Source organism: Streptomyces sp. NPDC015220, assembly GCF_043079345.1.
In the GTDB taxonomy this organism is placed as follows: Bacteria; Actinomycetota; Actinomycetes; order Streptomycetales; family Streptomycetaceae; genus Streptomyces.
In genome coordinates, this window is the sequence record NZ_JBIBUK010000016.1 from 109,785 (window position 1) to 131,407 (window position 21,623).

General features: G+C 74.9%; 16 protein-coding genes, 1 tRNA gene and 1 pseudogene. 8 read left to right on the forward strand and 10 right to left on the reverse strand.

Going from position 1 to position 21,623, the window contains the following annotated elements; translation table 11 throughout:
- Positions 1–32: 32 nt before the first annotated feature.
- Positions 33–3,293, forward strand: coding sequence for a formate dehydrogenase (gene fdh, locus ACF061_RS27190; RefSeq protein ID WP_392269606.1), 3,261 nt, complete (start codon positions 33–35; stop codon positions 3,291–3,293).
- Between the two features lie 28 nt (positions 3,294–3,321).
- Here fdh and selD read toward each other — a convergent pair whose 3' ends face one another.
- Positions 3,322–4,347: a selenide, water dikinase SelD gene (selD, locus tag ACF061_RS27195; RefSeq protein ID WP_392269607.1), complete on the reverse strand. Its 1,026-nt coding sequence runs from the start codon at positions 4,345–4,347 to the stop codon at positions 3,322–3,324.
- Between the two features lie 120 nt (positions 4,348–4,467).
- Here selD and ACF061_RS27200 point away from each other — a divergent pair.
- A tRNA-Sec gene (locus ACF061_RS27200) sits at positions 4,468–4,560 on the forward strand.
- Positions 4,561–4,748: 188 nt separating this feature from the next.
- Here the strand turns inward: ACF061_RS27200 and ACF061_RS27205 are convergent.
- The 3 genes from ACF061_RS27205 to selA form a co-directional block, all read right to left on the reverse strand.
- Positions 4,749–5,909: a DUF2776 family protein gene (locus ACF061_RS27205; RefSeq protein ID WP_392269608.1), complete on the reverse strand. Its 1,161-nt coding sequence runs from the start codon at positions 5,907–5,909 to the stop codon at positions 4,749–4,751.
- A gap of 419 nt (positions 5,910–6,328) precedes the next feature.
- Positions 6,329–8,146, reverse strand: coding sequence for a SelB C-terminal domain-containing protein (locus ACF061_RS27210; RefSeq protein ID WP_392269676.1), 1,818 nt, complete (start codon positions 8,144–8,146; stop codon positions 6,329–6,331).
- 5 nt (positions 8,147–8,151) lie between these two features.
- Positions 8,152–9,711 carry an L-seryl-tRNA(Sec) selenium transferase gene (selA, locus tag ACF061_RS27215; RefSeq protein WP_392269609.1) on the reverse strand — a complete coding sequence of 520 codons (1,560 nt, stop codon included), beginning with the start codon at positions 9,709–9,711 and terminating at the stop codon, positions 8,152–8,154.
- 277 nt (positions 9,712–9,988) lie between these two features.
- Here selA and ACF061_RS27220 point away from each other — a divergent pair, with 277 nt between their 5' ends.
- Both ACF061_RS27220 and ACF061_RS27225 read left to right on the forward strand, forming a co-directional pair.
- On the forward strand, positions 9,989–10,636 hold the full coding sequence (locus ACF061_RS27220) for a hypothetical protein (RefSeq protein WP_392269610.1): 648 nt from the start codon (positions 9,989–9,991) through the stop codon (positions 10,634–10,636).
- Positions 10,637–11,192: 556 nt separating this feature from the next.
- Positions 11,193–11,672, forward strand: a complete 480-nt coding sequence (locus ACF061_RS27225) for a hypothetical protein (RefSeq protein ID WP_392269611.1) — start codon at positions 11,193–11,195, stop codon at positions 11,670–11,672.
- A gap of 118 nt (positions 11,673–11,790) precedes the next feature.
- Here ACF061_RS27225 and ACF061_RS27230 read toward each other — a convergent pair whose 3' ends face one another.
- From ACF061_RS27230 to ACF061_RS27245, 4 genes and pseudogenes are all read right to left on the reverse strand, one after another.
- The gene (locus ACF061_RS27230; RefSeq protein ID WP_392269612.1) at positions 11,791–12,204 is read right to left on the reverse strand and encodes an SRPBCC family protein; all 414 of its coding nucleotides are present in this window, start codon (positions 12,202–12,204) and stop codon (positions 11,791–11,793) included.
- A 92-nt stretch (positions 12,205–12,296) separates the two neighbouring features.
- Positions 12,297–13,484, reverse strand: coding sequence for an AI-2E family transporter (locus tag ACF061_RS27235; protein ID WP_392269613.1), 1,188 nt, complete (start codon positions 13,482–13,484; stop codon positions 12,297–12,299).
- A 205-nt stretch (positions 13,485–13,689) separates the two neighbouring features.
- Positions 13,690–14,046, reverse strand: a pseudogene (locus tag ACF061_RS27240) (SOS response-associated peptidase); the annotation flags it as partial.
- Positions 14,047–14,065: 19 nt separating this feature from the next.
- Complete coding sequence (locus ACF061_RS27245; protein ID WP_392269614.1) at positions 14,066–14,878, reverse strand: SAM-dependent methyltransferase; 813 nt, start codon at positions 14,876–14,878, stop codon at positions 14,066–14,068.
- Between the two features lie 404 nt (positions 14,879–15,282).
- On the opposite strand from ACF061_RS27245, the gene ACF061_RS27250 reads away from it, so the two are divergent.
- The 4 genes from ACF061_RS27250 (at position 15,283) to ACF061_RS27265 (ending at position 19,115) form a co-directional block, all read left to right on the forward strand.
- Positions 15,283–16,440, forward strand: a complete 1,158-nt coding sequence (locus tag ACF061_RS27250; protein WP_392269615.1) for a PP2C family protein-serine/threonine phosphatase — start codon at positions 15,283–15,285, stop codon at positions 16,438–16,440.
- Between the two features lie 646 nt (positions 16,441–17,086).
- On the forward strand, positions 17,087–17,284 hold the full coding sequence (locus tag ACF061_RS27255; RefSeq protein ID WP_392269616.1) for a hypothetical protein: 198 nt from the start codon (positions 17,087–17,089) through the stop codon (positions 17,282–17,284).
- 435 nt (positions 17,285–17,719) lie between these two features.
- The gene (locus ACF061_RS27260) at positions 17,720–18,625 is read left to right on the forward strand and encodes a hypothetical protein (protein WP_392269617.1); all 906 of its coding nucleotides are present in this window, start codon (positions 17,720–17,722) and stop codon (positions 18,623–18,625) included.
- Positions 18,626–18,749: 124 nt separating this feature from the next.
- Positions 18,750–19,115, forward strand: a complete 366-nt coding sequence (locus ACF061_RS27265; RefSeq protein WP_392269618.1) for an STAS domain-containing protein — start codon at positions 18,750–18,752, stop codon at positions 19,113–19,115.
- A gap of 8 nt (positions 19,116–19,123) precedes the next feature.
- On the opposite strand, the gene ACF061_RS27270 is transcribed toward ACF061_RS27265, so the two are convergent.
- Complete coding sequence (locus ACF061_RS27270; protein WP_392269619.1) at positions 19,124–20,788, reverse strand: N,N-dimethylformamidase beta subunit family domain-containing protein; 1,665 nt, start codon at positions 20,786–20,788, stop codon at positions 19,124–19,126.
- Positions 20,789–20,955: 167 nt separating this feature from the next.
- On the reverse strand, positions 20,956–21,519 hold the full coding sequence (locus ACF061_RS27275; RefSeq protein ID WP_392269620.1) for a hemerythrin domain-containing protein: 564 nt from the start codon (positions 21,517–21,519) through the stop codon (positions 20,956–20,958).
- Positions 21,520–21,623: the final 104 nt, after the last annotated feature.

The window sequence follows — 21,623 nt, forward strand, 5'->3', positions numbered from 1 at the left end:
AGGACCCGGGCAGCAGCGAAAGGGCTCACGTCATGGGCGTACGCACCTGGATCGACTCCTGGCCGGTCTACCGCCAGCTCAAGGGCGCCGATTCCCTGGGCCGCGGGGCCGCCGCCAAGAGCGGGCCCAGCGCGCGGCTCACCCCCCGGGTGGCCTCGGCCGACCGGGTGGTCAAGTCGATCTGCCCCTACTGCGCCGTGGGCTGCGGCCAGAACGTCTACGTCGAGGACGACCGGGTCACCCAGATCGAGGGCGACCCCGACTCCCCCGTCTCGCGCGGCCGGCTCTGCCCCAAGGGCGCGGCCAGTCTCCAGCTGACCACCGGCGGCGCCCGTGAGCACCACGTCCTGTACCGGCGCCCGCACGGCACCGAGTGGGAGCGCCTGGACCTCGAAACCGCCATGGACATGATCGCCGACCGGGTGATCGAGGCCCGGCGGACCGGCTGGCAGTGGGAGGTCGACGGCGTCCGCACACGGCGCACGCTCGGCATCGCCAGCCTCGGCGGCGCGACGCTGGACAACGAGGAGAACTACCTGATCAAGAAGTTGTTCACCGCCCTGGGAGCGATTCAGATCGAGAACCAGGCACGTGTTTGACACTCCTCCACCGTCCCCGGTCTGGGGACCTCGTTCGGCCGCGGCGGCGCGACCACCTTCCAGCAGGACCTGCAGAACTCCGACTGCATCGTCATCCAGGGCTCGAACATGGCCGAGTGCCATCCGGTCGGGTTCCAGTGGGTGATGGAGGCCAAGGCCCGCGGGGCGAAGGTGGTGCACATCGATCCGCGGTTCACCCGCACCAGCGCGCTGGCCGACGTGCACGTGCCGCTGCGCGCGGGCTCCGACATCGCCTTCCTCGGCGGGATCATCAACTACGTCCTGCGCAACGACAAGTACTTCCGTGACTACGTGGTGGCCTACACCAACGGGCCCGTGGTGCTGCGCGAGGACTTCCGGGACACCGAGGACCTCGACGGCGTGTTCTCCGGCCTGGACGCCGACAGCCGCAAGTACGACAACAGCAGCTGGCAGTACGAGGGCACGGAGATGCAGGCGGCCTCCGGGGAGCGCGACGAGGAGTACGACAAGCGCACCGGCGGCGGGAGTTCGGTGAGCGAGGCGGCGCGCGGCGAGGCCCACGGTTCGGGCGGCGCGGACATCGGCGAGGTCGAGCCCGAGCGCGACGAGGGCATGACCCACCCGCGGTGCGTGTTCCAGGTGCTCAAGCGCCACTACGCCCGCTACACCCCCGAGATGGTGGAGCGGATCTGCGGTGTGCCCAAGGACCTGTTCCGCCAGGTGTGCGAACTGGTCACGGAGAACTCCGGGCGGGAGCGGACCACCGCGTTCGCCTACGCGGTCGGCTGGACCCAGCACACCGTCGGCGTGCAGTACATCCGTGCCGCCGCCGTGCTGCAGAGCCTGCTGGGCAACATCGGCCGGCCGGGCGGAGGCATCCTGGCCCTGCGCGGGCACGCATCCATCCAGGGCTCGACGGACATCCCCACACTGTTCAACCTGCTGCCTGGGTACATCCCGATGCCGCACGCGCACAAGCAGGAGGACCTGGACGCCTTCGTCCGCGCCGAGGCGGCGCGCAAGGGTTTCTGGGGCGACATGCGCTCGTACACGGTGAGCCTGCTCAAGGCCTACTGGGGCGAGGCGGCCACCTCCGACAACGACTTCTGCTTCGACTACCTGCCGCGGCTGACCGGTTCGCACTCGACCTACGAGACGGTGACGACCCAGCTGGAGCGGGTCTGCAAGGGCTACTTCCTGATGGGCGAGAACCCGGCCGTCGGCTCGGCCAACGCCAAGATGCAGCGCCTGGGCATGGCCGCCCTGGACTGGCTGGTCGTACGGGACTTCTCCCTCATCGAGTCGGCCACCTGGTGGAAGGACGGCCCGGAGATCGAGACCGGGGAGCTGCGCACCGAGGACATCGGCACCGAGGTGTTCTTCCTGCCGGCCGCCGCGCACACCGAGAAGGACGGCAGTTTCACCAACACCCAACGGCTGCTGCAGTGGCACCACCAGGCCGTCGAACCGCCCGGCGAAGCGCGCAGCGACCTGTGGTTCACCTTCCACCTCGGCCGGATCATCCGGCACAGGCTCGCCGGTTCAGCCGATCCGATGGACCGGCCGGTGCTGGACCTGACCTGGGAGTACCCCACCAAGGGACGGCTCGCCGAGCCGGTGGCGGAGTCGGTGCTCGCCGAGATCAACGGCCGCGACGCCGAGGGCCGCCCGCTGGCCTCCTACGAGCAGTTGAAGGACGACGGTTCCACCGCGTGCGGCTGCTGGATCTACTGCGGTGTCTACACCGACGGCGTCAACCAGGCCGCCCGCCGCAGGCCGGGCGAGGAGCAGAACTGGGTGGCGGGCGAGTGGGGCTGGGCCTGGCCGGCCAACCGCCGCATCCTGTACAACCGGGCGTCGGCGGACCCGGACGGCAGGCCGTGGAGCGAGCGCAAGGCGCTGGTGTGGTGGGACGAGGAGAAGGGCGAGTGGACCGGCCACGACATCGCCGACTTCTCCAAGGACAAGTCGCCGCACCATCGGCCGCCGCCGGGCGCTCGGGCCGCCGAGGCCCTGTCGGGCACCGACGCCTTCGTGATGCAGGCCGACGGCAAGGCCTGGCTGTACGTGCCGTCCGGACTCGTCGACGGCCCGCTGCCCACGCACTACGAACCGCAGGAGTCGCCCTTCCCCAACCTGCTCTACGACCAGCGGCGCAACCCGGTGCGGCACATGATGCCGCCGTACCCGGACAACCGCTACCAGCCCAGTGGCGGCGAGCCGGGCACCGAGGTGTTCCCGTACGTGGCCACCACCTACCGGCTCACCGAGCACCACACGGCCGGCGGCATGTCGCGCTGGCAGCCCTACCTGGCCGAGCTGCAACCGGAGTTCTTCTGCGAGGTGTCGCCGGAACTGGCCGCCGAGCGCGGTCTCGAGCACATCGGCTGGGCGACGATCGTCAGCGCCCGGGGCGTGATCGAGGCGCGGGTCCTGGTGACCGACCGGATGGCGCCGCTGACCGTGCACGGCCGCACCCTGCACCAGGTGGGGCTGCCCTACCACTGGGGTCCGAACGGCTACAGCACGGGAGACGCGGCGAACGAGCTGGTGCACATGTCGCTCGACCCGAACACCCACATCCAGGAGACCAAGGCGTTCGCCGTGGACATCCGGCCCGGGCGCCGCCCCCGGGGTCCGGCCGCGCCGGCGCTGGTGCGGTCGTACCGGGAGCGGGCGGGCATCGACGAGCGCACCGGGACCGATCCCTGACCGGCCGACGGCGCCCGGTGCGCGGGGCTCACCGCAGGACGACCGAGTGGGGACCGCGCGGGACGAGTTCGCCGATCACCGGGGCACCGGGGACCTCGCCGGCGACGAGCAGGCCGCCGGAGGTCTGGGCGTCGGCCAGCAGGAGCCGGGTGTCTTCGTCCGCGTCGCCGAAGTCGGTGAACGGCGCCACCCAGTCCAGGTTGCGCCGGGTGCCGCCGCTGACGTAGCCGTCCCGTACGGCCTCGCGGGCTCCGTCCAGGCAGGGGACGGCGGAGGTGTCGAGCACGGCGGTCACGTTCGAGGCGCGGGCGAGCTTGTGCAGGTGGCCGAGGAGTCCGAAGCCGGTCACGTCGGTGGCGCAGCGCGCGCCGCCGGCCAGGGCCGCCTCGGACGCGTCCCGGTTGAGGGCCACCATGGTCGCCACCGCCTGCTCGAACCGTTCCCCGGTGGCCTTGTGCCGGTTGTTCAGCACGCCCAGGCCGAGGGGCTTGGTCAGGGAGAGGGGCAGACCGGGCCGGCCGGCGTCGTTGCGCAGCAGGCGTGCCGGGTCCGCGAGTCCGGTGACCGCCATGCCGTACTTGGGTTCGGGGTCGTCGACGCTGTGGCCGCCGCCGACGTGGCAGCCGGCCTCGGCGGCGATCTCCAGCCCGCCGCGCAGCACCTCGCGGGCCAGGTCGAACGGGAGCACGTCGCGCGGCCACGCCAGGAGGTTGACGGCGAGCACCGGTCGGCCGCCCATGGCGTACACGTCGGACAGGGCGTTGGCCGCCGCGATGCGGCCCCAGTCGAACGGGTCGTCGACGACCGGGGTGAAGAAGTCCGCGGTGCACACCATCGCCTGCGCGGGGCCGCCGCCGGGCGCGGGCAGGGTGACGACGGCCGCGTCGTCGCCGGTGGCCAGCCCGACCAGCAGCGGGGTGTCGGTCGGGGCCGGGAGCGCGGCGGTCAGCGGGCCGAGCACGTCCTCCAGTTCGCCGGGCGGGATCTTGCAGGCGCAGCCGCCGCCGTGGGCGAACTGGGTGAGCCGGACAGGGGTTTCGCGGGTGGTGGTCATGCCGGATCTCTCTGGGTCGTCGGGTGCCCGCTCCGGGAGGGCGGACTCTGGGTGCGTGCCGCGCCGGGACGCGGCCGCGCGCGGGTGCCGCCGGGTCCGTCCGGTAGCCTTGCCGGTGGTGGAGGCGTGTGGGTGCCTGGTGGCCCTCCCGGTCTTCAAAACCGAGGTGTCCGAGGATCTCGGGCAGGCGGGTTCGATTCCCGTCCGCCTCCGCTCCGAACGGCGTCCCACCCGCGCGGACTTTTGTAACCCGCCGACAGCTCGGCCAAACACTCGGCTGCTTCACGCCCCGCCGCCCCGGCGGCATCCGCCCCCGACCGTGGGACCCGCGCGGCGGACGACCCCTCTCCGCAGCAGATCCCGGTGGTCCCGCGGACGCGCTCGGTGGACCGCGGGTGCCGTCACGGCGTCACATGGAGCTCCGCCCACCGTCCGGAGGTCCGGTGCCGAGCCCCCGTGTCCCGGCCCCGGGCCCCGGTGTCGGCCGCGCCGCCCCCGTCGTCTCCCTCGCCGCTGGTTCCGCTCTCCAGGATGGAGACGATGGAGAACAGCGAGAAGCAGATGCCGCCGAGCCCGATCAGGACTCGGGCCGCGACGAGCACCGCGGGGTCGCCCGACTCGAAGAGGAAGGCCGCGAGGAAGAGGCAGACCAGGGCCGTACCGACCGGGATCAGCGGGACCCGGTTCGCCAGGGGAGCCGTCCGCCGCCAGACGAGTGCGAGCAGCAGTACCTTGCTGAGGATGCTCCAGCAGATGAGCCCGAGCCCGATCACCACGTATCCCGCGGAGAGCTGGGCGGGTCCGCTGTGCACGAAGACGACGATCAGGCCCCACACGACGCCGACGGCTCCGAGGACCGCGGCCGATCCGGTCCACAGGGTGCGTTCCCGCGGCGTGTAGGTGTTCTGGATCTGCCGCAGAATGCCGGCCACCAGTCCGATCAGGCAGGTGCAGACGAGCGCCAGACCGATCATCACGTGTCCGGAGGTGAAACGTCCGTCCGCGGCTCCGCCGCCTCCGCCGGCCAGCAGGGTGATGGCCCACGCCCAGGTGGCCAGCGCCGCGAGGGCGGGAAGTGTCAGCAGGACTCGTACGGCGAGCGTTCCGAACGGCGCGGGCGAGCGCGGTGGTGACCCCTCGGGCAACGCCGAGTTCTCGGTGATCAGGAGGAACCGGGTGGAACTCGTGGCCACGCACGAGACGCACACGCAGACCATGCCGACACCGAAGACCACGTGCCCGGCGATGAAGTCGGGCGGCGGTCGCGGGCTCTCGGTCAGCAGGGAGAGTCCGTAGCCCACGGTGACACCGCTGACCGCGAATCCGAACACCGGGTAGAGCCACCGGTCCAGCGTGGTGTAACGGCCGATGAGCTGCCTGATGATCGTCGCCGCGGTGGCGAACAGACACAGGCAGATGGCCGCCAGGAAGACGAGCACCAGGCCCGCGACTCGCGCGCTCGGCCCCGAGGCGTGGGTGAGTACGTAGCCGCCCAGTGCGGCTGATACGGCGCCCATCAGTACGGGTATGGCGCGGAACAGGACGCTGATTCCGTGGTTCACCGGGCCCCCTGGGACATCGCGTGTCACACCATCATCGGGTCGTCCCGGGCAAGCCGCCACAGGAAGGCCCGGCCGGGGCTGCCACTGCGGCCCCGACAGGGGCTGCACTGCGGCCCGGCACGGGACCGCGGGCGGAGGCCCCGCGCCGTGCGGGGAGGTGAACGTTCCGTCTGGGTGTCGTCGGTCGGGGCGCAACGGGTGGGCGAGGAGCCGCCACCGTGCCGGCAGGTGCCGGCCGGCGGCACGTCGTGGCGGTGCGCCGAGCAGCCGCGCCTCGTCCGCCGACCGGCTCCAGGACGACTCGTCCCCGCGCGGAACCCGGTGCCGCGGCAGGCACCGTACGCCCGTCAGGGGGACTCAGCGGCATCGAACGGCACGCGTTCGTCCCGGTTCACCGCGTCACCGCGGGTCACGACGGGTCAGGGAATCGGGTTCGATTCCCGTCCGCCCGCGTCCCGTTCCTCCGGCCGGCAGCGTCGGCGCTGGTCGTCCACCCGTTCGGTGAGTCGGCGGGCGTCGAGGTACTCCAGCAGTGGCACGGCCACCCGGCGCGTGGTGCCGAGTGCCTTGCGGGCCTCGCTCAGCGTGAACGGCTGCGGCAGCCGGCGGAGCACGGCGGCGGCCCGGACGTCCGCTCCCGGCAGCAGCACGATGGCATCGCTGATCCGCAGCAGTGCGCCGGCCGCGACGGCGGCGGCCAACGCCTTGCGGTGCAGGCCGAGTTCGGCGAGGCGGTCGGCCTCGGGTGCGCGGAACGGCGTTTCGGAGAGCTCCCGCCGTACGGTGTCGACGGCGGCCCGCAGCGGCGGCGGCAGGGTGGGGCCGGCGCCGTCCGGGCCGTACAACCGCCCCTGGCGGAGGTGCAGTTCCGTACCGCCCCGAGTGCGGGCGAGGGCGTCCACCAGGGTGCGGTCGGGCAGGTTCAGCAGCCGTCGGGCCGCCTCGGTGGGCAGGCCGGGCTCCATGGGGTGCTCCCCCGCGTGCCGTTCGACCTCGGCTGCCAGCCGTTCGCGCAGCCTCGTCCAGTGCGCCGTATCGGCCAGCCACTGCCCGGCGACCGGCTTGGCGGGCACCGGCACGCCCATCGCCAGCAGGTCCGGGCGGCGGACGAGTCCTCGGCGGCGCAGTTCCGCCGCGCCGTCGGGGTGCCCGGTCATCGTCGCCAGTTCCGCCGCTCTGGCCCGGCCGGCGCCCCGCCGGGCCAGTCGCGGGGGACGTACGTCGAGCACGGTCACGGCGCAGGGCGGGCGCGAGCCGCCCGGTTCGCGCAGGACCGCCCGGTCCCCGACGCGCAGCGGCAGCCGCCGTTCCAGGCCGAGCCTGGCGGTGTCCTCGCCCAGGGGGCGGACGCTCACCGGGACGGCCGCCGTGCCGATGTGCAGGACGGCCCGGCGGGGCAGTTCGGCGGCCGGCTCGCCGGTGACGCGGGCATCGGCGAGGCCGGTGAGCAGCCAGCGGTCCGGGGTGAGCAGCACCTCCCCGCGGCGCAGCTCGCCGTCCGGGGAACCGTGCACGTTCACGGCCACCCGCGCCACCGCCCGCACGGCCGTCCGCTCCTGCTGGAGGCACTGCAATCCGCGGACCCGCAGCACCGTCGTGCCGTCCCCGGTCACCAGCCGGTCGCCGACGCGCAGGGCGCCGGCCCCGAGCGTGCCGGTCACGACGGTGCCGTGGCCGCGCACGGTGAAGGCGCGGTCCAGCCACAGGCGTACGTCGGCGTCGGCGGGCGGCACCGGCAGCGAGCGGGCCAGCATGGTCAACTCGGCGCGTAGAGCGTCCAGTCCGGCCCCGGTCACCGCGCTCACCGCGACCGACGGGACGGCGCCCAGCGAGGTCCCGGCCAGCCGCCGCAGGGCGTCGGCGCGCACCGGTTCGGGGTCGGCGAGGTCACTGCGGGTCACGGCGAGAACGGCGTGCCGCACACCGAGGGCGTGCAGGATCGCCAGGTGCTCCTGCGACTGGGGCTGCCAGCCCTGGTCGGCGGCCACCACGAACAGCACGGCCGGCACGGGCCCGGCCCCGGCCAGCATGGTGGCCACGAACCTCTCGTGTCCCGGCACGTCCACGAAGGCGAGGTGCTCGCCGTCGGCGTCGGGTCCCGTCCACACGAAGCCGAGGTCGAGGGTGAGCCCGCGGCGCCGTTCCTCCTCGTAGCGGTCGGGTTCCATCCCGGTCAGTGCCCTCACCAGGGCGGACTTGCCGTGGTCGACGTGTCCCGCGGTCGCCAGGACCCGCATGGCGCTCACGGCCGCCCTCCCGCCGACCGGGTGTCCCGCACGGCCGACGGCGGCCGCCCTCCCGCCGACCGGGCGTCCCGCACGGCCGACGGCGGTGTGCTCTTCCCGGCCGCACTTACGTCCGCCGCCGCCGACCGTACGGCCTCCGCCAGCCGTTCGTCGTCCTCCGCCGGAACCGCCCGCAGGTCGAGCAGGCACCGGCCGGCCTCCAGACGCCCGACCACGGGGACCGGGCCGGTGCGCAGTGCGGCGGCGTAGGGCTCCGGCAGGGAGAGCGCCGCGCTGGGCAGGGTCACTCCGGGGGCGCCGCCGCCGCCCACCGTGGCGGCGCAGGCGACGGGCCGGGCGTCGACGCCGACGGCGCTCAGGGCGGCGGCGAGCCGTTCGGCGCGGCGTGTGAGGCCGCGCGGATCGGCGGTCAGCGCCGCGGCGGTCGGTGTCCCGGGGCCGGTGAGGGTCGCCTCCAGGGCGGCCAGGGTGAGTTTGTCCACCCGCAGCGCGCGGGCCAGGGGGTGCCGGGCCAGGGAGCGGACCAGGTCCCCGGCGCCCAGGAGGAGTCCGCACTGGGGTCCGCCGAGCAGCTTGTCGCCGCTCGCGGTCACCAGCGACGCTCCCGCCCGCAACTCGGTGCCGGCGTCGGGCTCCTGGGGCAGCAGCGGGTGGGGGGCGAGCAGCCCGGAGCCGATGTCGACGACCAACGGCACGCCCAGCGCCGCCAGTTCCCGCGTCCCGGGAGTACGGGTGAAGCCGGTGATGAGGAAGTTGGAGGGGTGGACCTTCAGGACGAACGCCGTCCGCGGTCCGATCGCGTCGGCGTAGTCCTCGACGCTCGTACGGTTAGTGGTGCCGACCTCCCGGAGCCGGGCGCCGGTGGAGACCAGCAGGTCCGGCAGCCGGAAGCCGTCGCCGATCTCCACCATCTCGCCCCGGCTGATGAGGATCTCGCGGCCGGCGGCGAGGGCGGTGGCGGCCAGGACGAGGGCGGCGGCGCCGTTGTTGACGACGTGCGCCGCGGCGGCGGACGGCACCCGGGCGCGCAGCGCGTCCAGGGCGGACCGGCCGCGCCGGGCCCGCACACCGGTGCTCAGGTCGAGTTCGACATCGGTCGGTCCCGCCGCGTCCTGCACCGCCCGCCGGGCCGCCGTCGACAGCGAGGCCCGGCCCAGATTGGTGTGCAGCAGGACCCCGGTGGCGTTGATCACCGGGCGCAGCCCGCCGGCCGAGCCCGGCAGCAGCGCCACCGCCGTGTCCGCGACGTCCTCGGGAGCGACGTCCCCTTGGCGCGCCCGCTCCTGCGCCCGCCGGACCGCGTCCTTGACCGGTCCCGGCCCCAGTCGTGCCAGCGCCGCCGCCAGGCGCGGATCCCGCAGGACGGCGTCGGTGCGGGGGACGCGCCGACGGGCGTCGTGCGCCTCCCGGGCGCGCGCCGGACCGTGGCCGGTGTCGCGGGCCCCCGGCGTGTCGTCGCCTTCGGGCGGTTCACCGACGCCGTGCCCGGCGCCCGCTGTGGGCGCCGCCCCGTGGGCCTTGTCCTCCGTCCGCCGGCCCGCGACCCGCTGGTCCACGCAGCTCCTCCGTTCCGAGCCCTGCCCCATGGCCGTCCGGGCGCGTCCCATCGTCTCGCAGTGCCCGCGGCGGTCCGCACGACACGCCGGTACCCCGGCGCTGTCGGCCGATGCGTCATCGCGCCGCCCGCCGTCGTTTCGGGGCCGCCGGGGCGGGAACCCGCCCGGGCGCCGTCCGGCGCGCCGCCACCCGCGGTCCCGGCGCCGACCGCGGTCGCGGTCGGGGCTCCCGACGCGACGGCGGCGACAGCGACGGCGGGGACGAGAGAGGTGCCGGATGAACCGTTGCCGCCGTTCGCCGGGCGGGTCCGGCGGGACCCGCTCCGGTCGCACGCGCTGGGTCTTCGACGGCTTCATCGCGGGGATGGGCACGGCCTCCGGCACCCGCATCGTGCTGGGCCACTGGACCGCTTCGCCGTTCGGGCCGGTCAGCGACGTGATGGTCGAGCGCCCCGACGGCCACCGCGTGCTGCTCGCCCCGGACCCGGAGGCTGCCGACTTCATCGCGCGTACCTACGCCTTCGACGAGGTGCGCGTCGAACCGGTCGTGGTGCGGGCCGCGGCGGGTTCGTGGACCGTCGCCGCGGATTCGCTGAGCCTGCGGTTCACCACCGGCCGGCGGGGGCTGCTGGGCCTGCTGCTGAGCGCCGTGCCGCGGGCGCTCGCGGTCAGTCCGCGCTGGATCGCCCTGGTCGACCGGCCCGCGCGCGTGCTGCGCGGCGTGCGCACCCGCGGCACCGCCGGCGGCGGCCGTCACGAGTGGTACGGAGCACGGGACCTCCGTCCGGTCGTCGCCGCCACGGCCGCCTACGAGGGCGCGGACCTCGGCCCGTTGGCCCCGGTCGCGCCCGCGGTGCGCTTCGGCTTCGGTTCGACTCCGCGCAGGCCCTGCGTCGTCCGGGTCACCACCACGGTGGAGGGATAGCGGACGGTGGCGGCCGGATGCGGTCGGTCACCGTGCGGGCGGCCACGAGGGGACCGGCGGCGCGACACCCCGGCGCGGGTCGTCGGCGCCGGCCCGCCCCGGCGGGCGTCCTGGTGCCGCTCGTGCCGGGCTGATACGGCGAACGGGGCCCGCGTGACGTCGGCAACCGGCGTGTCGGCGCTGCGCCGGGTCTCTTCGGGATTCGACGGCGCCGTCTTCCCCGCCCCGTGGGCCTGGCGCGATTCCCGGTCGCGGCACCGGTGTTGCCGCGGACGCCCGCTCAAGATGCCGACCGGCCAAGCGGCGACTAGCGTCTACCAGTGAGAGCCGCAACCGGGGCACGCCCCGTCCGGCGAGGTCTCCCGAAGGGGGCCGTTGCCGCAGCGTCGGCCCGTGGAAGCGCACGCGGGTCACGTGGCGGCGTCGGAGACCGGGACGTGCTCCCCACTTCCAGCGGCGACGCCTCAGACCGCGCCGCGCGTTCTCATCCGGCGAGCGCGGCCATCATTCTCGCGCTGTCCCGATCGCGCGAGACGATGGAAGGAAAGGTAGACCCATGCGAGCACAGCGCGTAAAGCGCCTCTTCGCCGTGTCCGCGGCCGGCATCATGCTGGCCGGCGGTGCCGCGATCGGCGCAGCGGGGACCGCGTCGGCCCATGAGGGGTCGGGCTACGACTCCAACCACCACTCCGGCTACAGCCAGGGCTACGACGGGCGTGGCGGAGACAACGGCGGACGCGGTGGAGACCACGGCGGACGTGGCGGAGACTACGGCGGACGCGGCGGAGACTACGGCGGACGCGGTGGCGGCTACGGCGGCCACGGCGGAGGCTACGGCGGCGGCGGCCACGGCGGAGGCTACGGCGGCGGAGGCCACGGCGGCGGCTACGGCGGCGGCGGCCACGGCGGCGGCTACGGCGGCGGAGGCCACGGCGGCGGCTACGGCGGCGGCGGCCACGGCGGAGGCTACGGCGGCGGAGGCCACGGCGGCGGCTACGGCGGCGGCGGAGGCGGCCATGGCGGCGGAGGCCGCTGAGGTCACTGCCCCGACCTGAGGAAAGCACGGTGTGCGGTCCGGTCATCGGACCGCACACCGTGCCGTGTTCGTCCCCCCGCTCCCCCGGCGACCGCTCCGCGGCGGCCGCGACGGTAACTCAGCCGGCCGCGTCGTCGACGCGGATCCGTACCTGTTCCTCCAGCCGTCGCAGACTGTCCTCCAGGGCGTCGCAGGCGGCCCGCTCGCCCGGGTCGTGACTGTCGTCGAAGAACGACAGGTGGACGGTCACCTCGCTGGCGCCGCTGCCGATGCCGGCGACCTGGAGCCAGCCGGCGTAGCCGCCCTGCTCCCGGGTGCCCCATTCGATCCGCATCTGGTCGCGTTCGGCGCGCAGCAGCGCGGAGGTGTCCTGCTCGGTCCGGTCCTCGTGCACGGTGACGGCGGGGGGTTCCTCGGCGTGCACGTGCAGGGCGTCCGGCAGCCAGGTGTCCAGCCGGCCGACGTCGGCGGCCTGGTCGAAGACGTGCTCGGGCTGTGCGGGCATCGTGCGTGAACGTTCGTACTCGGACATCGCGGCACCGTTCCTCACACTCGGGGGTCGTACCAGGACCGCGTGCCCCTTCTGCCGCCGGCGAAAAGCCCGGGCCGTCGGCCGGGGACGGCTCACGGCGGACCCGAGCGCAGTGCGCGCAGCACCGCCCAGACGACCGAGACGAACGGCACCGCCACGATGGCGCCGATCACGCCCGCGACGATGCTGCCGGCGATGACGGAGACGGCGACGACGAGCGGGTGCAGACGGACCGCCCAGCTCATCACCAGGGGATGCAGTACGTGCCCTTCGAGCTGACCGATGACGACGATGAGCACGATCACGGCCAGCGCTGTGAGGGGGCCGCGCCCGGCGAGGGCGACCACCGTGGCCACGCCGAGCGCGACCGGCGATCCGATCAGCGGCACGAAGGCGGCGAAGAACTCCAGCAGCGTCAGCGGCAGCGCGAGCGGCACACGCAGCAGGGAGAGCGCCACGCCGACGAGCACGGCGTTGGTGGCGGCCACGATGATGATGCCGCGCGTGTATCCCGCGAACGCGTGCCAGGCGGCGTCCCCGGCCCGGTCCCAGGCCGACCGGGCGCCGCCGGGCAGCAGCTGGTCGCGCGTCCAGCGCCAGAGCCGTTCGCCGGAGTGGATGAAGAAGACCGAGGCGAAGAGCGCGAGCGCGCCCGCGGTGACCAGTTCGACGAGCCGGCCGAGCCCGCTGACGGCACTGTCGACGAGGCTCGCCCGGTGGGCGGAGAGGTAGGAGAGCAACTGGTCCTGGAGTCGGGAGAGCTTGCCCCGGCTGACCCGGAACGGCGGACGTTCGAGCCATTGTTCGATGCGGTGGACGCCGCCGCGGAGCTCGTTCGCCAGCCGCGCCGACTCCCCCGCCACCGTGTTGCCGACGAAGGCGAGCAGCGCCATCAGGAACAGCAGACTGCCCACCAGGGCGACGGCGACGCACAGCGGCCGGGGCAGGAAGCGGTTCAGCAGGTCGGCGAGGGGGTGCAGCACCGAGGTGACGACCAGCGCGACGAACAGGGCGACGGCGATGATCTGGAAGCGGCCCAGGACCGTGAAGACGCCGTAGACGGCGACGCCGACGAGCAGCAGGCGCCAGGCGTAGGCGGCGGCGACGCGCAGCCACGGCACGGTGCGCTCGGCGAGCGGGTGTTCGGCGGCCGGGGCCGCCCGAAGGAAGCGGGCGCGCGGCGGAAGCCGTACCGGACGCGCGGGCCGGCTGCCCAGCACCACGCCGCCCGCCCGGCGCCCGCGGCCCCGCCCGGCCGTCGGACCGCCCGCATCCGTCACCGTGCCTCCCGTTGCCGACCGACGGTCACGTCGTAAGCACGGTACGGTCCGGACCGGGCGCGCCCCGGGCACAACGCGCCCGGTCGCGGGGCATCCCCCGGGCCATGGGGCCCGTACGGCGCACGTCTCCCGGTGCCCGGCGGGTCCCGGCGTCCTCCGCTCGCGGGGCCCGGCCGCGGACGGGAGCGCCTCGGGGGCGGGTCCGTCAGGACACCCGCTCCTCCACCAGGTGCGGCCCGTTGTCGCGGACGTCGTTGACGGCCGGGAGACGGGCCGTGCGACGAGCCGGCCGACCGCCGGTGGGCTCAGCTCGCGAAGGCCGCCGGGGTCCCGGCGGCGCGGGTCGAGCCAGGCGCCGTAGTGGTCGGGGGAGGGCGAGCGACATCCGGGGGTGGACCCGGCCGGCCGCGTCGGTGGCGTCGGTGGTGATGACGGCGCAGGTCGTCAGCCGGGCGGCGGGGTCGTCGTTGCCCGGCACCGCCGGGTCGCGCCAGTAGTCGTACAGGCCGGCGAGCGCCATCACCCCGCAGTCCTCGGGATGGATGGAGTACGGCTGCTTGCGCGTCCCGAGCGCCTCGCGTCTACGCGCTCTTGCGGCCCACGCCCGCGTACACCCAGTACTGCGACGGGTTCTCCGGGATCTCCTCCGCCCGGTCGGGGCGCCACAACGGGACGTAGACGAGGCCCGGTTCGGCGAGGTCGAAGCCGTCGAAGAGGGACTTGATCAGGTCGTGGGAGCGGGCCGTGACCGGTGAGGTGGCCCGGTCGCGGTACAACTGCCCGACGGCGGCGGCCGTGTCGGGTCGGTCCTCGTCCGTGGCGTGACTGAGGGCCAGCCAGCTGCCGACGGGCAGCGCCTCCCGGAAGGCGGCCACGATGCCCGCCGGGTCCTCCTCCGCGGTGACGAAGTGCAGGATCGTTATCATCAGCACGGCGACCGGCTGGTCGAAGTCGATCAGTTTCCGCAGCCCCGGCGCGGCCAGTATGTCGGCCGGGCTCCGTATGTCGCCGGCCACGATCGTGGCGTCCGGGTTGTCGGCGAGCAGCGCCTCGCTGTGCGCGACGGCCACCGGGTCGTTGTCCACGTACACCACCCTGGCGCCGGGGCAGGCGGCCTGCGCGACCTCGTGGACGTTGCCCTGGGTGGGGATGCCCGAGCCGAGGTCGATGAACTGGCGCACGCCCGCGTCCACCAGGAACCGCACCGCACGTCCCAGGAAGGCCCGGTTGGCGCGGGCCAGGGTGCGGACCTGGGGGTCGATCGCGGTGAAGGCCGCCACCGCCTCCCGGTCTATGGCGAAGTTGTTCTCGCCGCCCAGCATGGCGTCGTACATGCGGGCCACGCTGGCCTTGCCCGGATCCACACCCCGCGGCAGACCGTCCCCGTCCGGCATGACCAACTCCCCTGATTCCCGGTGACCTTGATCAGGCATCATATAGTTGCCCACGGCATACGCCACCGCCTCGGCCCGGCCGGACCGGCCTCCTCCGCCCCGACCGGACCGCCCCCTCCGCCGCTACCGGCCCCACCCGGAAGGCAACGACCCTGCGGAACACAGAACGCAGTGAGCGCAGTGAGCAGAGCGAGCCGAGCGGTCCCGGCGAACGGCGGGACCGCGTCCGGCTCCCGGCGCCGCTCCGCCGTCGCGGGTACTTCTCCCCCGCGGCCGACGCGATCGGTTCCGAGCTCGACCTGGAGCTGACCGGCCGTCACGTCGTCCACGCCCTCGCGCCGGGCTTCTGCGACGCGGCCTCGGTCTACCTGCTGCAGCGCTGGCTCCTGGAGGAGCAGGCGCGCATGCCGGCCGATCCGCCGCAGATCGAGGCGCGCCGGCTCGCCCTGCGCATAGGAGCGGACGCCGCCGAGCACTGGGACCGTCTGCTCCCGGTCGGCGAGGTCCTGGTCTTCCCGCGCGAGACTCCGTACGCGCGTGCCATGGCGACCGGGCAGTCCCAGCTGCTCGACGGTATGGACGGACACACCTTCGAACGGCTGCGCAGGACCGGTCCGGAGGACGCGGGCGTGAACGCCCTGCTGCGCAGCGCCTCCTTCCTCATCGTCCCGCTGCGCCTGCGCGGCACGGCCGTCGGTTTCATCGCCTGCACGCGCGGCCCGGACCGGACGCCCTTCACACGCGGCGAGGCGCTGGCGGTGGAGTCGCTCGGTGCCCGGGCCTGCGTCGCCCTCGACAACGCCCGGCGCTACGAACGGGAGCACCGTACGGCACTGGCCATCCGCCGCAGCCTGCTCCCGGAGACCGGTCAGACCTTCGAGGGCTGCCGGGTCGCCCACGGCTACCGGCCGGCCGGGCAGGACACCGTCATCGGCGGGGACTGGTACGACGTGCTGCCCCGGGCCGGACGCCGTCTGGGCATGATCGTCGGCGACGCGATGGGTCACGGTCCGGAGTCCGCCGTCGCCATGATCCAGCTGCGTACCGCGGTCCGTACCCTGGCGACGCTCGACACCGGCCCGGCCGAGCTCATGCGGCGGCTGGACGCCGTCGCCGGTGACACGCCGGGCGCCTCGTTCGCCACCTGTATGTACGCGGAGTGGGACGCGGAGCTCCGCACCTGCACCTTCGTCGGGGCGGGCCACCCGCCGCCGCTGCTGCGCGGGCCCGGCGGCCCGGCGGCGCCGGTCGTCCTCGCCACCGCCGGTCTGCCCCTCGGGCTGGGCCCGGGCCGCTACGAACCCACCGTGCTGCACCTGTCCGAGCCGGCCCTCCTGCTGCTGTACAGCGACGGGCTGGTCGAGTCCCGTGCCCGTGACATCGACGAGGGCATCGCCCGGCTCGCCGCGGCTCTCGACACCGGTGCCGACGAACTGCCGGATCCCGGGGGTCCGGACGCCCTGCCGTCGCTGTGCCGTCGGCTGCTGGCGGACTCCGCGCCCGGCGACGTCTGCGACGACCGGACGCTGCTGCTGGCCGAGCTGACCCCAGGGAAGAACTGAACCGGCCGCCGACGGCCACGGCGTCGGGGCGACGGTGGGGCCGGGCCCGTCCCGCCGATCGGCCGGGTGGCCGTCCGGACCGCTTGTCGGATGAGCGGAGGCGGCCGTTCGGGCGATGTCCTCACCCGATGTGGTGAGGGGGTGGCGCATGAGGCGTACGGAGGGGGCGTGCACGCCGTTGCTCCGGCATGGACAGCACTTCGCGGGCCGTGCCGGCGCCCCCGCCCGGACGCCCCCGCGTGGACCGGGCCCCCGCCGAACCGGCCGGTGGGCCCTTGGACCGTCCGGCGGCCGCGGACGCCGGTCCGCCCGAGCCGCAGGGCCCGGCGGGGCGCGCCGCCGGGGCGCCGCTGCTGCGCCCGTGGGGCACGGGAGCGGGCGGGCTCCTGCCGTCGGCGGCGCCGGGCGGGGAACCGCCGGCCGGGACCGGGGCGGTGCCGGCGGTGCCCGTGCCCCGGGGGATCCCCCTGCGGTGAGGCCGCACGTCCCGGGGAGGCCGGCCGGCGCGGGCGCCGGGCCGGGCCGCTCGCGGCAGGCCGAGCCGCTCGTGTGGGCGTGGGCACCGCTTGCTCACGGCCCGGTGACGGCGGTGTCACGATGGCGGGCGGAGGCGTTGCCGAGGCCACGGCCCGTCGTTGAGCGCGGCATGGACGCATGGGAGGACGACGACTGTCCCTGGTGCCACTCGCTTCTCGGCCCCGGCCGCGCCCTCGCCGCGCCGGACGCCGAACGCCCCGGATACCCGGGCGCGGAGCTGTCGGCCTGGGTGGCACGCGCACACCTGGTCATCCTGCCGATGGCGACGCTCACGGTGGTGGCCGCGCTCATGATGGCCCTGACGTGACCGGCGGGGCGGCCCCACGCGGTTCCGCGTACCACGGCCTGCGGCCACCCGCCCCCGCTGCCGCGCGGGCACCGCGCCCGGCGGGGAGGCGAGCGGCCCCCGGAACTCGCCCATGCGGGCAGGCAGCGGGCCCGGGCGGGCCGGGCGGCTCAGTCGCGGAAGCCGAGGTGCAGGGGTCGTGGTGCGTGGCGTCGCCGAAGAACTGGTCGGGCGCGGCGCCGCCGGCCGGCCGTACCGGCACGGCGCCCGGCCGGCCGCGCAGCGCTCCGCGGCCCAGGGGTCATGCGCTCCAGTGTCCGTCCCCGGTGCGGCGCGCGCCCGCCGGGCGCGGCGGGCCGGGGTTGTCATGACGGTTGTCATGGACGATGCTGCTTCATGACAGTCGTCATAACCGACGGCTGTCGTACCGGGGAGCGACGGGGAGGAATCCGGGCGATGAGCGATGTCCTGGCACGGACACTGTGGGAACGGTACGAACCGGTCCATGATCTGGTGTACTTCGCGCCCGAGGCACGCCGGGCGGCGGACGGGCTCGGGCTGCGGGGCTTCTGGATGGGTTACTTCGCGCTGCGCGCCGCCCCGCTCGGCCCGGTGGCCGCGCCGGCCGTCACGAGCTCCTTCTACGTCTTCCACCCGGACCGGGTGGCGCGGGCCGTGCCGGACGCGTGGCGGTACGCCGCTCCGGCGGACGTCCTGGCGGTCCGGGAGCGGGCCATGGACGCGGCCATGACGCGCCTGTTCGGCCGGGACACCGTCACCGGCCCGGACCTGGCCGAGGCGGCCGACCTGGCATGGGAGGCGGCCTCGGCCGCCGACACCGCGGGGCGGGTCCTCGCCGCCGCCAACCAGGCCCTCGACCGCCCCCGGCAGCCGCACGTCCGGCTCTGGCAGGCCCTGACCACCCTGCGCGAGCACCGCGGCGACGGGCATGTGGCCGTCCTGGTCGCGCACGGTCTCGGACCGGTGGACGCGATGGTGCTGAAGGCGGCCGCCGAGGAGTCGGACGCGACGCTGCTGCGGGAGACCCGCGGGTGGGACCTGGGGGCCTGGCACGCGGCCGAGGCCGACCTGCGCGAGCGCGGCTGGCTCGGCGAGGACGGCGCCCTGACCGCCGCCGGTGCGGCCGTCCACGTCGAGGTGGAGGCACGCACGGACGCGGCCGCCGGCCGGCCCTGGGCGGCCCTGGGCGCGGACCGCGGCGCGCGCCTGGCCGGCCTTCTGGAGCCCCTGGCCAAGGCGGTGCTGGGCACCGGTCTGATCCCCGCGGGCAACCCGGTCGGTCTCACCGGCGCCCTGTGGCGGTCCTCTCCCGGCGTCACCGCGGCCCCCGGCGGCGCCTGACCGGCCCGGACCCGCCGGCCGGCCGACCGCGTACACCCTTCTGCCACGCATCCTCACGAACCCCTGACATCATGGTCACCGATCCGCTGGCCATGGCCAGGCATTCACGAGAAGTGAGGGAAGAGTGGCAGAGACCGAGGGAGCGCCGGTGCCCGAACGGCTGCTGATCACCCGTACCACGGTCGAGGACGGCACCCGCGTCGTGACGCTCGTGGGGGAGGCCGATCTCGACAGCAGCGCGCGGCTGCGCGAGACGCTGCTGTCCTGCCTGGCGACCGCGCCCGTCACGGTGGCCGACCTCGGCGGCCTGACCTTCATGGACTCCAGTGGCATCAACGCCCTCATCTCGGCCCACCAGGCGGCGCAGGAGTCCGGAGCACGGCTGTGCCTGGCGGCGCCCCAGGAGGCCGTCCTGCGGGTGCTGCAGCTCGTCGGCGTCGACACGCTCATCCCCTGGTACCCGAGCGTGGAGGCCGCCCTCACCGCCTGACGGCCGGCTCACGCCCTCCCGTACAGCTCCCGCGTGTTGGGGCGGGGCGCCGGCCGGTGCCGGGCGGCGGGGCCCTCGGCGAAGGCGCGCAGCAGGTTCTCGGTGGTGCGGGTGACGAAGGCGCGGGTGCGGGCGTCCATGCCGTGGTCCCGGCCCAGTTCGCCGGTGCCGGCCAGCAGCGCCTCCACCCAGCGCATCGTGCCGGTGGCGAAGACGCCCGCGCCGCCGGGGACCGTGTAGTACGCCGAGTCGCTGTGACTGCGGGCGCCCGCGCACACCAGCGGCGAGTGCGCGGTGATCTCCAGCGGTCCAGGGGTGGGCGCGCCGGGGGTGACCCGGTCGTACTCGACTCCGACCAGGTGCGCGAAGCTCTCGCCGGGACGCGCTCCGGTGCCCTCGTGCAGCCAGTGGCCGGCGGCGTGCACGACGTAGGGGGCGTCCACCGGGTAGCCCTCGTAGAGCACTCCGGTGAGGGAGGACTCGGGGTCGGCCGCGGGGGCCTGCCGGAAGTCGGTGGTGACCTGCGTCGGCCGGGACGGGTAGCACGGGTCGGTCCGGTACGCGGACTTGTAGCACACCACGGTGCGCCCGTCCCCCGTCCCGCCGTCCTCCAGACGGACGCGCCGGAAACAGGTGTTGGCGCCGAGGAAGGCGACGTTGGTGCCCGAGTCCCGGGCCTCGGCGACGCTCCGCCGCTGCTCGGGCGTCCAGTACTCGTCGTGCCCGAGACAGACCACGGCGGTGGCGCCGCGCAGCACACCTGGATCGTGGTGCACGTCCGGACCGGTGGTGTACGCCAGGGGGATGCCCAGGCGTTCGGCCAGGACCACGGCCGCCCACTCGTACACCAGGAACTTCTCGGCGCCGTCCGCGTCGTAGGGCCGGTCGAAGCTGACGGCGAGGGAGCGGGTCCCGTACGCCCCGGTGGGGCCGGCGTAGAGGCTGTGCCCGCCCCACCGGTTGTACGCCTGCCAGGTCGCCGGGGCGTGCAGCAGCACCGTGCGGCCCGCGCCGTGCGTGGAGCGCACCACCAGCGGCACGTACCGCTGGTGGCCGTCGTCGGCGTCCAGGCGCAGGAGGTACGCCCCCTCGGGCCAGCCCCGTGTGCCCAGGGTGAGCGTGCGCGGCCAGTCGGCCCGGGCGGTGCGCGTGGCGGCCAGCACCCGGGCGGCCGGCCGGCGTCGCCCCCGCACCGGTTCGGAGCGCCACACGAGCCGGGCGCACGCCCCGCCGTACCAGCCCACGCGGAAGGCCGAGACGCGGAACGAGGACGCCGTGGTCGACACGTGCAGGCCGCACTCCTGCCCCGGTGCGACGCTCACCCGGTCGGTGTACCCGGCCACCGCGTCCGGCGGGCCCGGCGAGGCGATCCGCCAGTCGCGGGCGCCGGGGCGGTCCCGTTCCGCCTCGGGCCTGGTGCTGTCCGCGGAACGGGGGGCACGGCGATCGGCCGCGTGGTCGCAGGCCGCCACGGCCGTGCCCAGCACGGTCGCCCCCGCGCACACGCCGAGGAAACCCCTGCGGCCCAGCCCGGGGCCGCCGGCACGACCGTGACCGCGGTCGCCGCCGGAGCCGCCGGCCTGTCCGCCGTGCCCGTCCCGCCCGCCGTGCGGGTCCGCCGCGCCGGCGTGCTCCGGTGGCCTTGGCTGTGGCTGTTCCTGCTGCGGGCTCACGTGAACCACCTCCCTGAGCCGCGGCCGTCCGCGGCCGCGGCGCGGGTCGGCGCCGCGCCTCCTCGCGCGGCCGACACGAGCGGGTGCGCTCGCGGGGCCGTCCGACCACCGCGGTCGGGACGGTCCCGCGAACACGGGTCCCCGGCGCCCTGTCCGCCGGCGGGGCGTCAGCCGGTCTTGCCGCGGCCGGACAGCGCGTCCCTGATCCGGTCGACCATCCCGGCGCCGGGGGCGAGGAGCTTGTTCGCGGGGGGTGTGTCCGGGGCGGCGGGGTGCGGCCGGGTCGGCGCGGTCTTCTTCGCCGTGCGCACCTTCTCGCCGAGCTTCTCCAGGTCCTCCGGGCTCGCCGCCTGCCGCAGTCGCGGGAAGAGGTTCTGCTCCTCGTCCGTGACGTGCTCGCGGATCTCCCGCATCAGCCTGCCCATCAGCTGGTCGAACCGCGGGTCGTCGGCCTGGCAGCCCTCCAGGTCCTTCATGGTCCGCTCCGCCTCGGAGTGGTCCTGGATCTCACGGTCGGCGATCGCGTCACCGTCCGGGAGGTACCGGCGCACCGCCGGGTACAGGTGCATCTCCTCGGCCACGGAATGGCGGACCAGCTCGATGGTGGCCTGGTCCGCCAGGTCCTTGCGCCTCTTGTCCCCCACCGGGAGCGCTTCGATCTGCGCGAAGATCTCCTCCACCTCGCGGTGGTCGGTGGTCAGTTCCTGGATGACGTCTCCGCCGTGTCCCATGGCAGGGCTCCTCGCTGTTCCGTCGCTGTTGCCGGCAACCGTCCGTCGAGTTCCCGTGGCGTCGAGTGCCACACCGGCGGGAGCGCGATTACGCCGAACGGACG

Bases quoted from the DNA above. Each gene is read 5' to 3' on its own strand.
- ACF061_RS27260 (WP_392269617.1), top strand. From the start codon at position 17,720: ATGAGCGATGTCCTGGCACGGACACTGTGGGAACGGTACGAACCGGTC.
- ACF061_RS27230 (WP_392269612.1), bottom strand. From the start codon at position 12,204: ATGTCCGAGTACGAACGTTCACGCACGATGCCCGCACAGCCCGAGCAC.
- ACF061_RS27225 (WP_392269611.1), top strand. From the start codon at position 11,193: ATGCGAGCACAGCGCGTAAAGCGCCTCTTCGCCGTGTCCGCGGCCGGC.
- ACF061_RS27245 (WP_392269614.1), bottom strand. From the start codon at position 14,878: ATGCCGGACGGGGACGGTCTGCCGCGGGGTGTGGATCCGGGCAAGGCC.
- ACF061_RS27210 (WP_392269676.1), bottom strand. From the start codon at position 8,146: ATGCGGGTCCTGGCGACCGCGGGACACGTCGACCACGGCAAGTCCGCC.
- ACF061_RS27255 (WP_392269616.1), top strand. From the start codon at position 17,087: ATGGACGCATGGGAGGACGACGACTGTCCCTGGTGCCACTCGCTTCTC.
- ACF061_RS27220 (WP_392269610.1), top strand. From the start codon at position 9,989: ATGAACCGTTGCCGCCGTTCGCCGGGCGGGTCCGGCGGGACCCGCTCC.
- ACF061_RS27250 (WP_392269615.1), top strand. From the start codon at position 15,283: ATGCCGGCCGATCCGCCGCAGATCGAGGCGCGCCGGCTCGCCCTGCGC.
- selD (WP_392269607.1), bottom strand. From the start codon at position 4,347: ATGACCACCACCCGCGAAACCCCTGTCCGGCTCACCCAGTTCGCCCAC.
- ACF061_RS27275 (WP_392269620.1), bottom strand. From the start codon at position 21,519: ATGGGACACGGCGGAGACGTCATCCAGGAACTGACCACCGACCACCGC.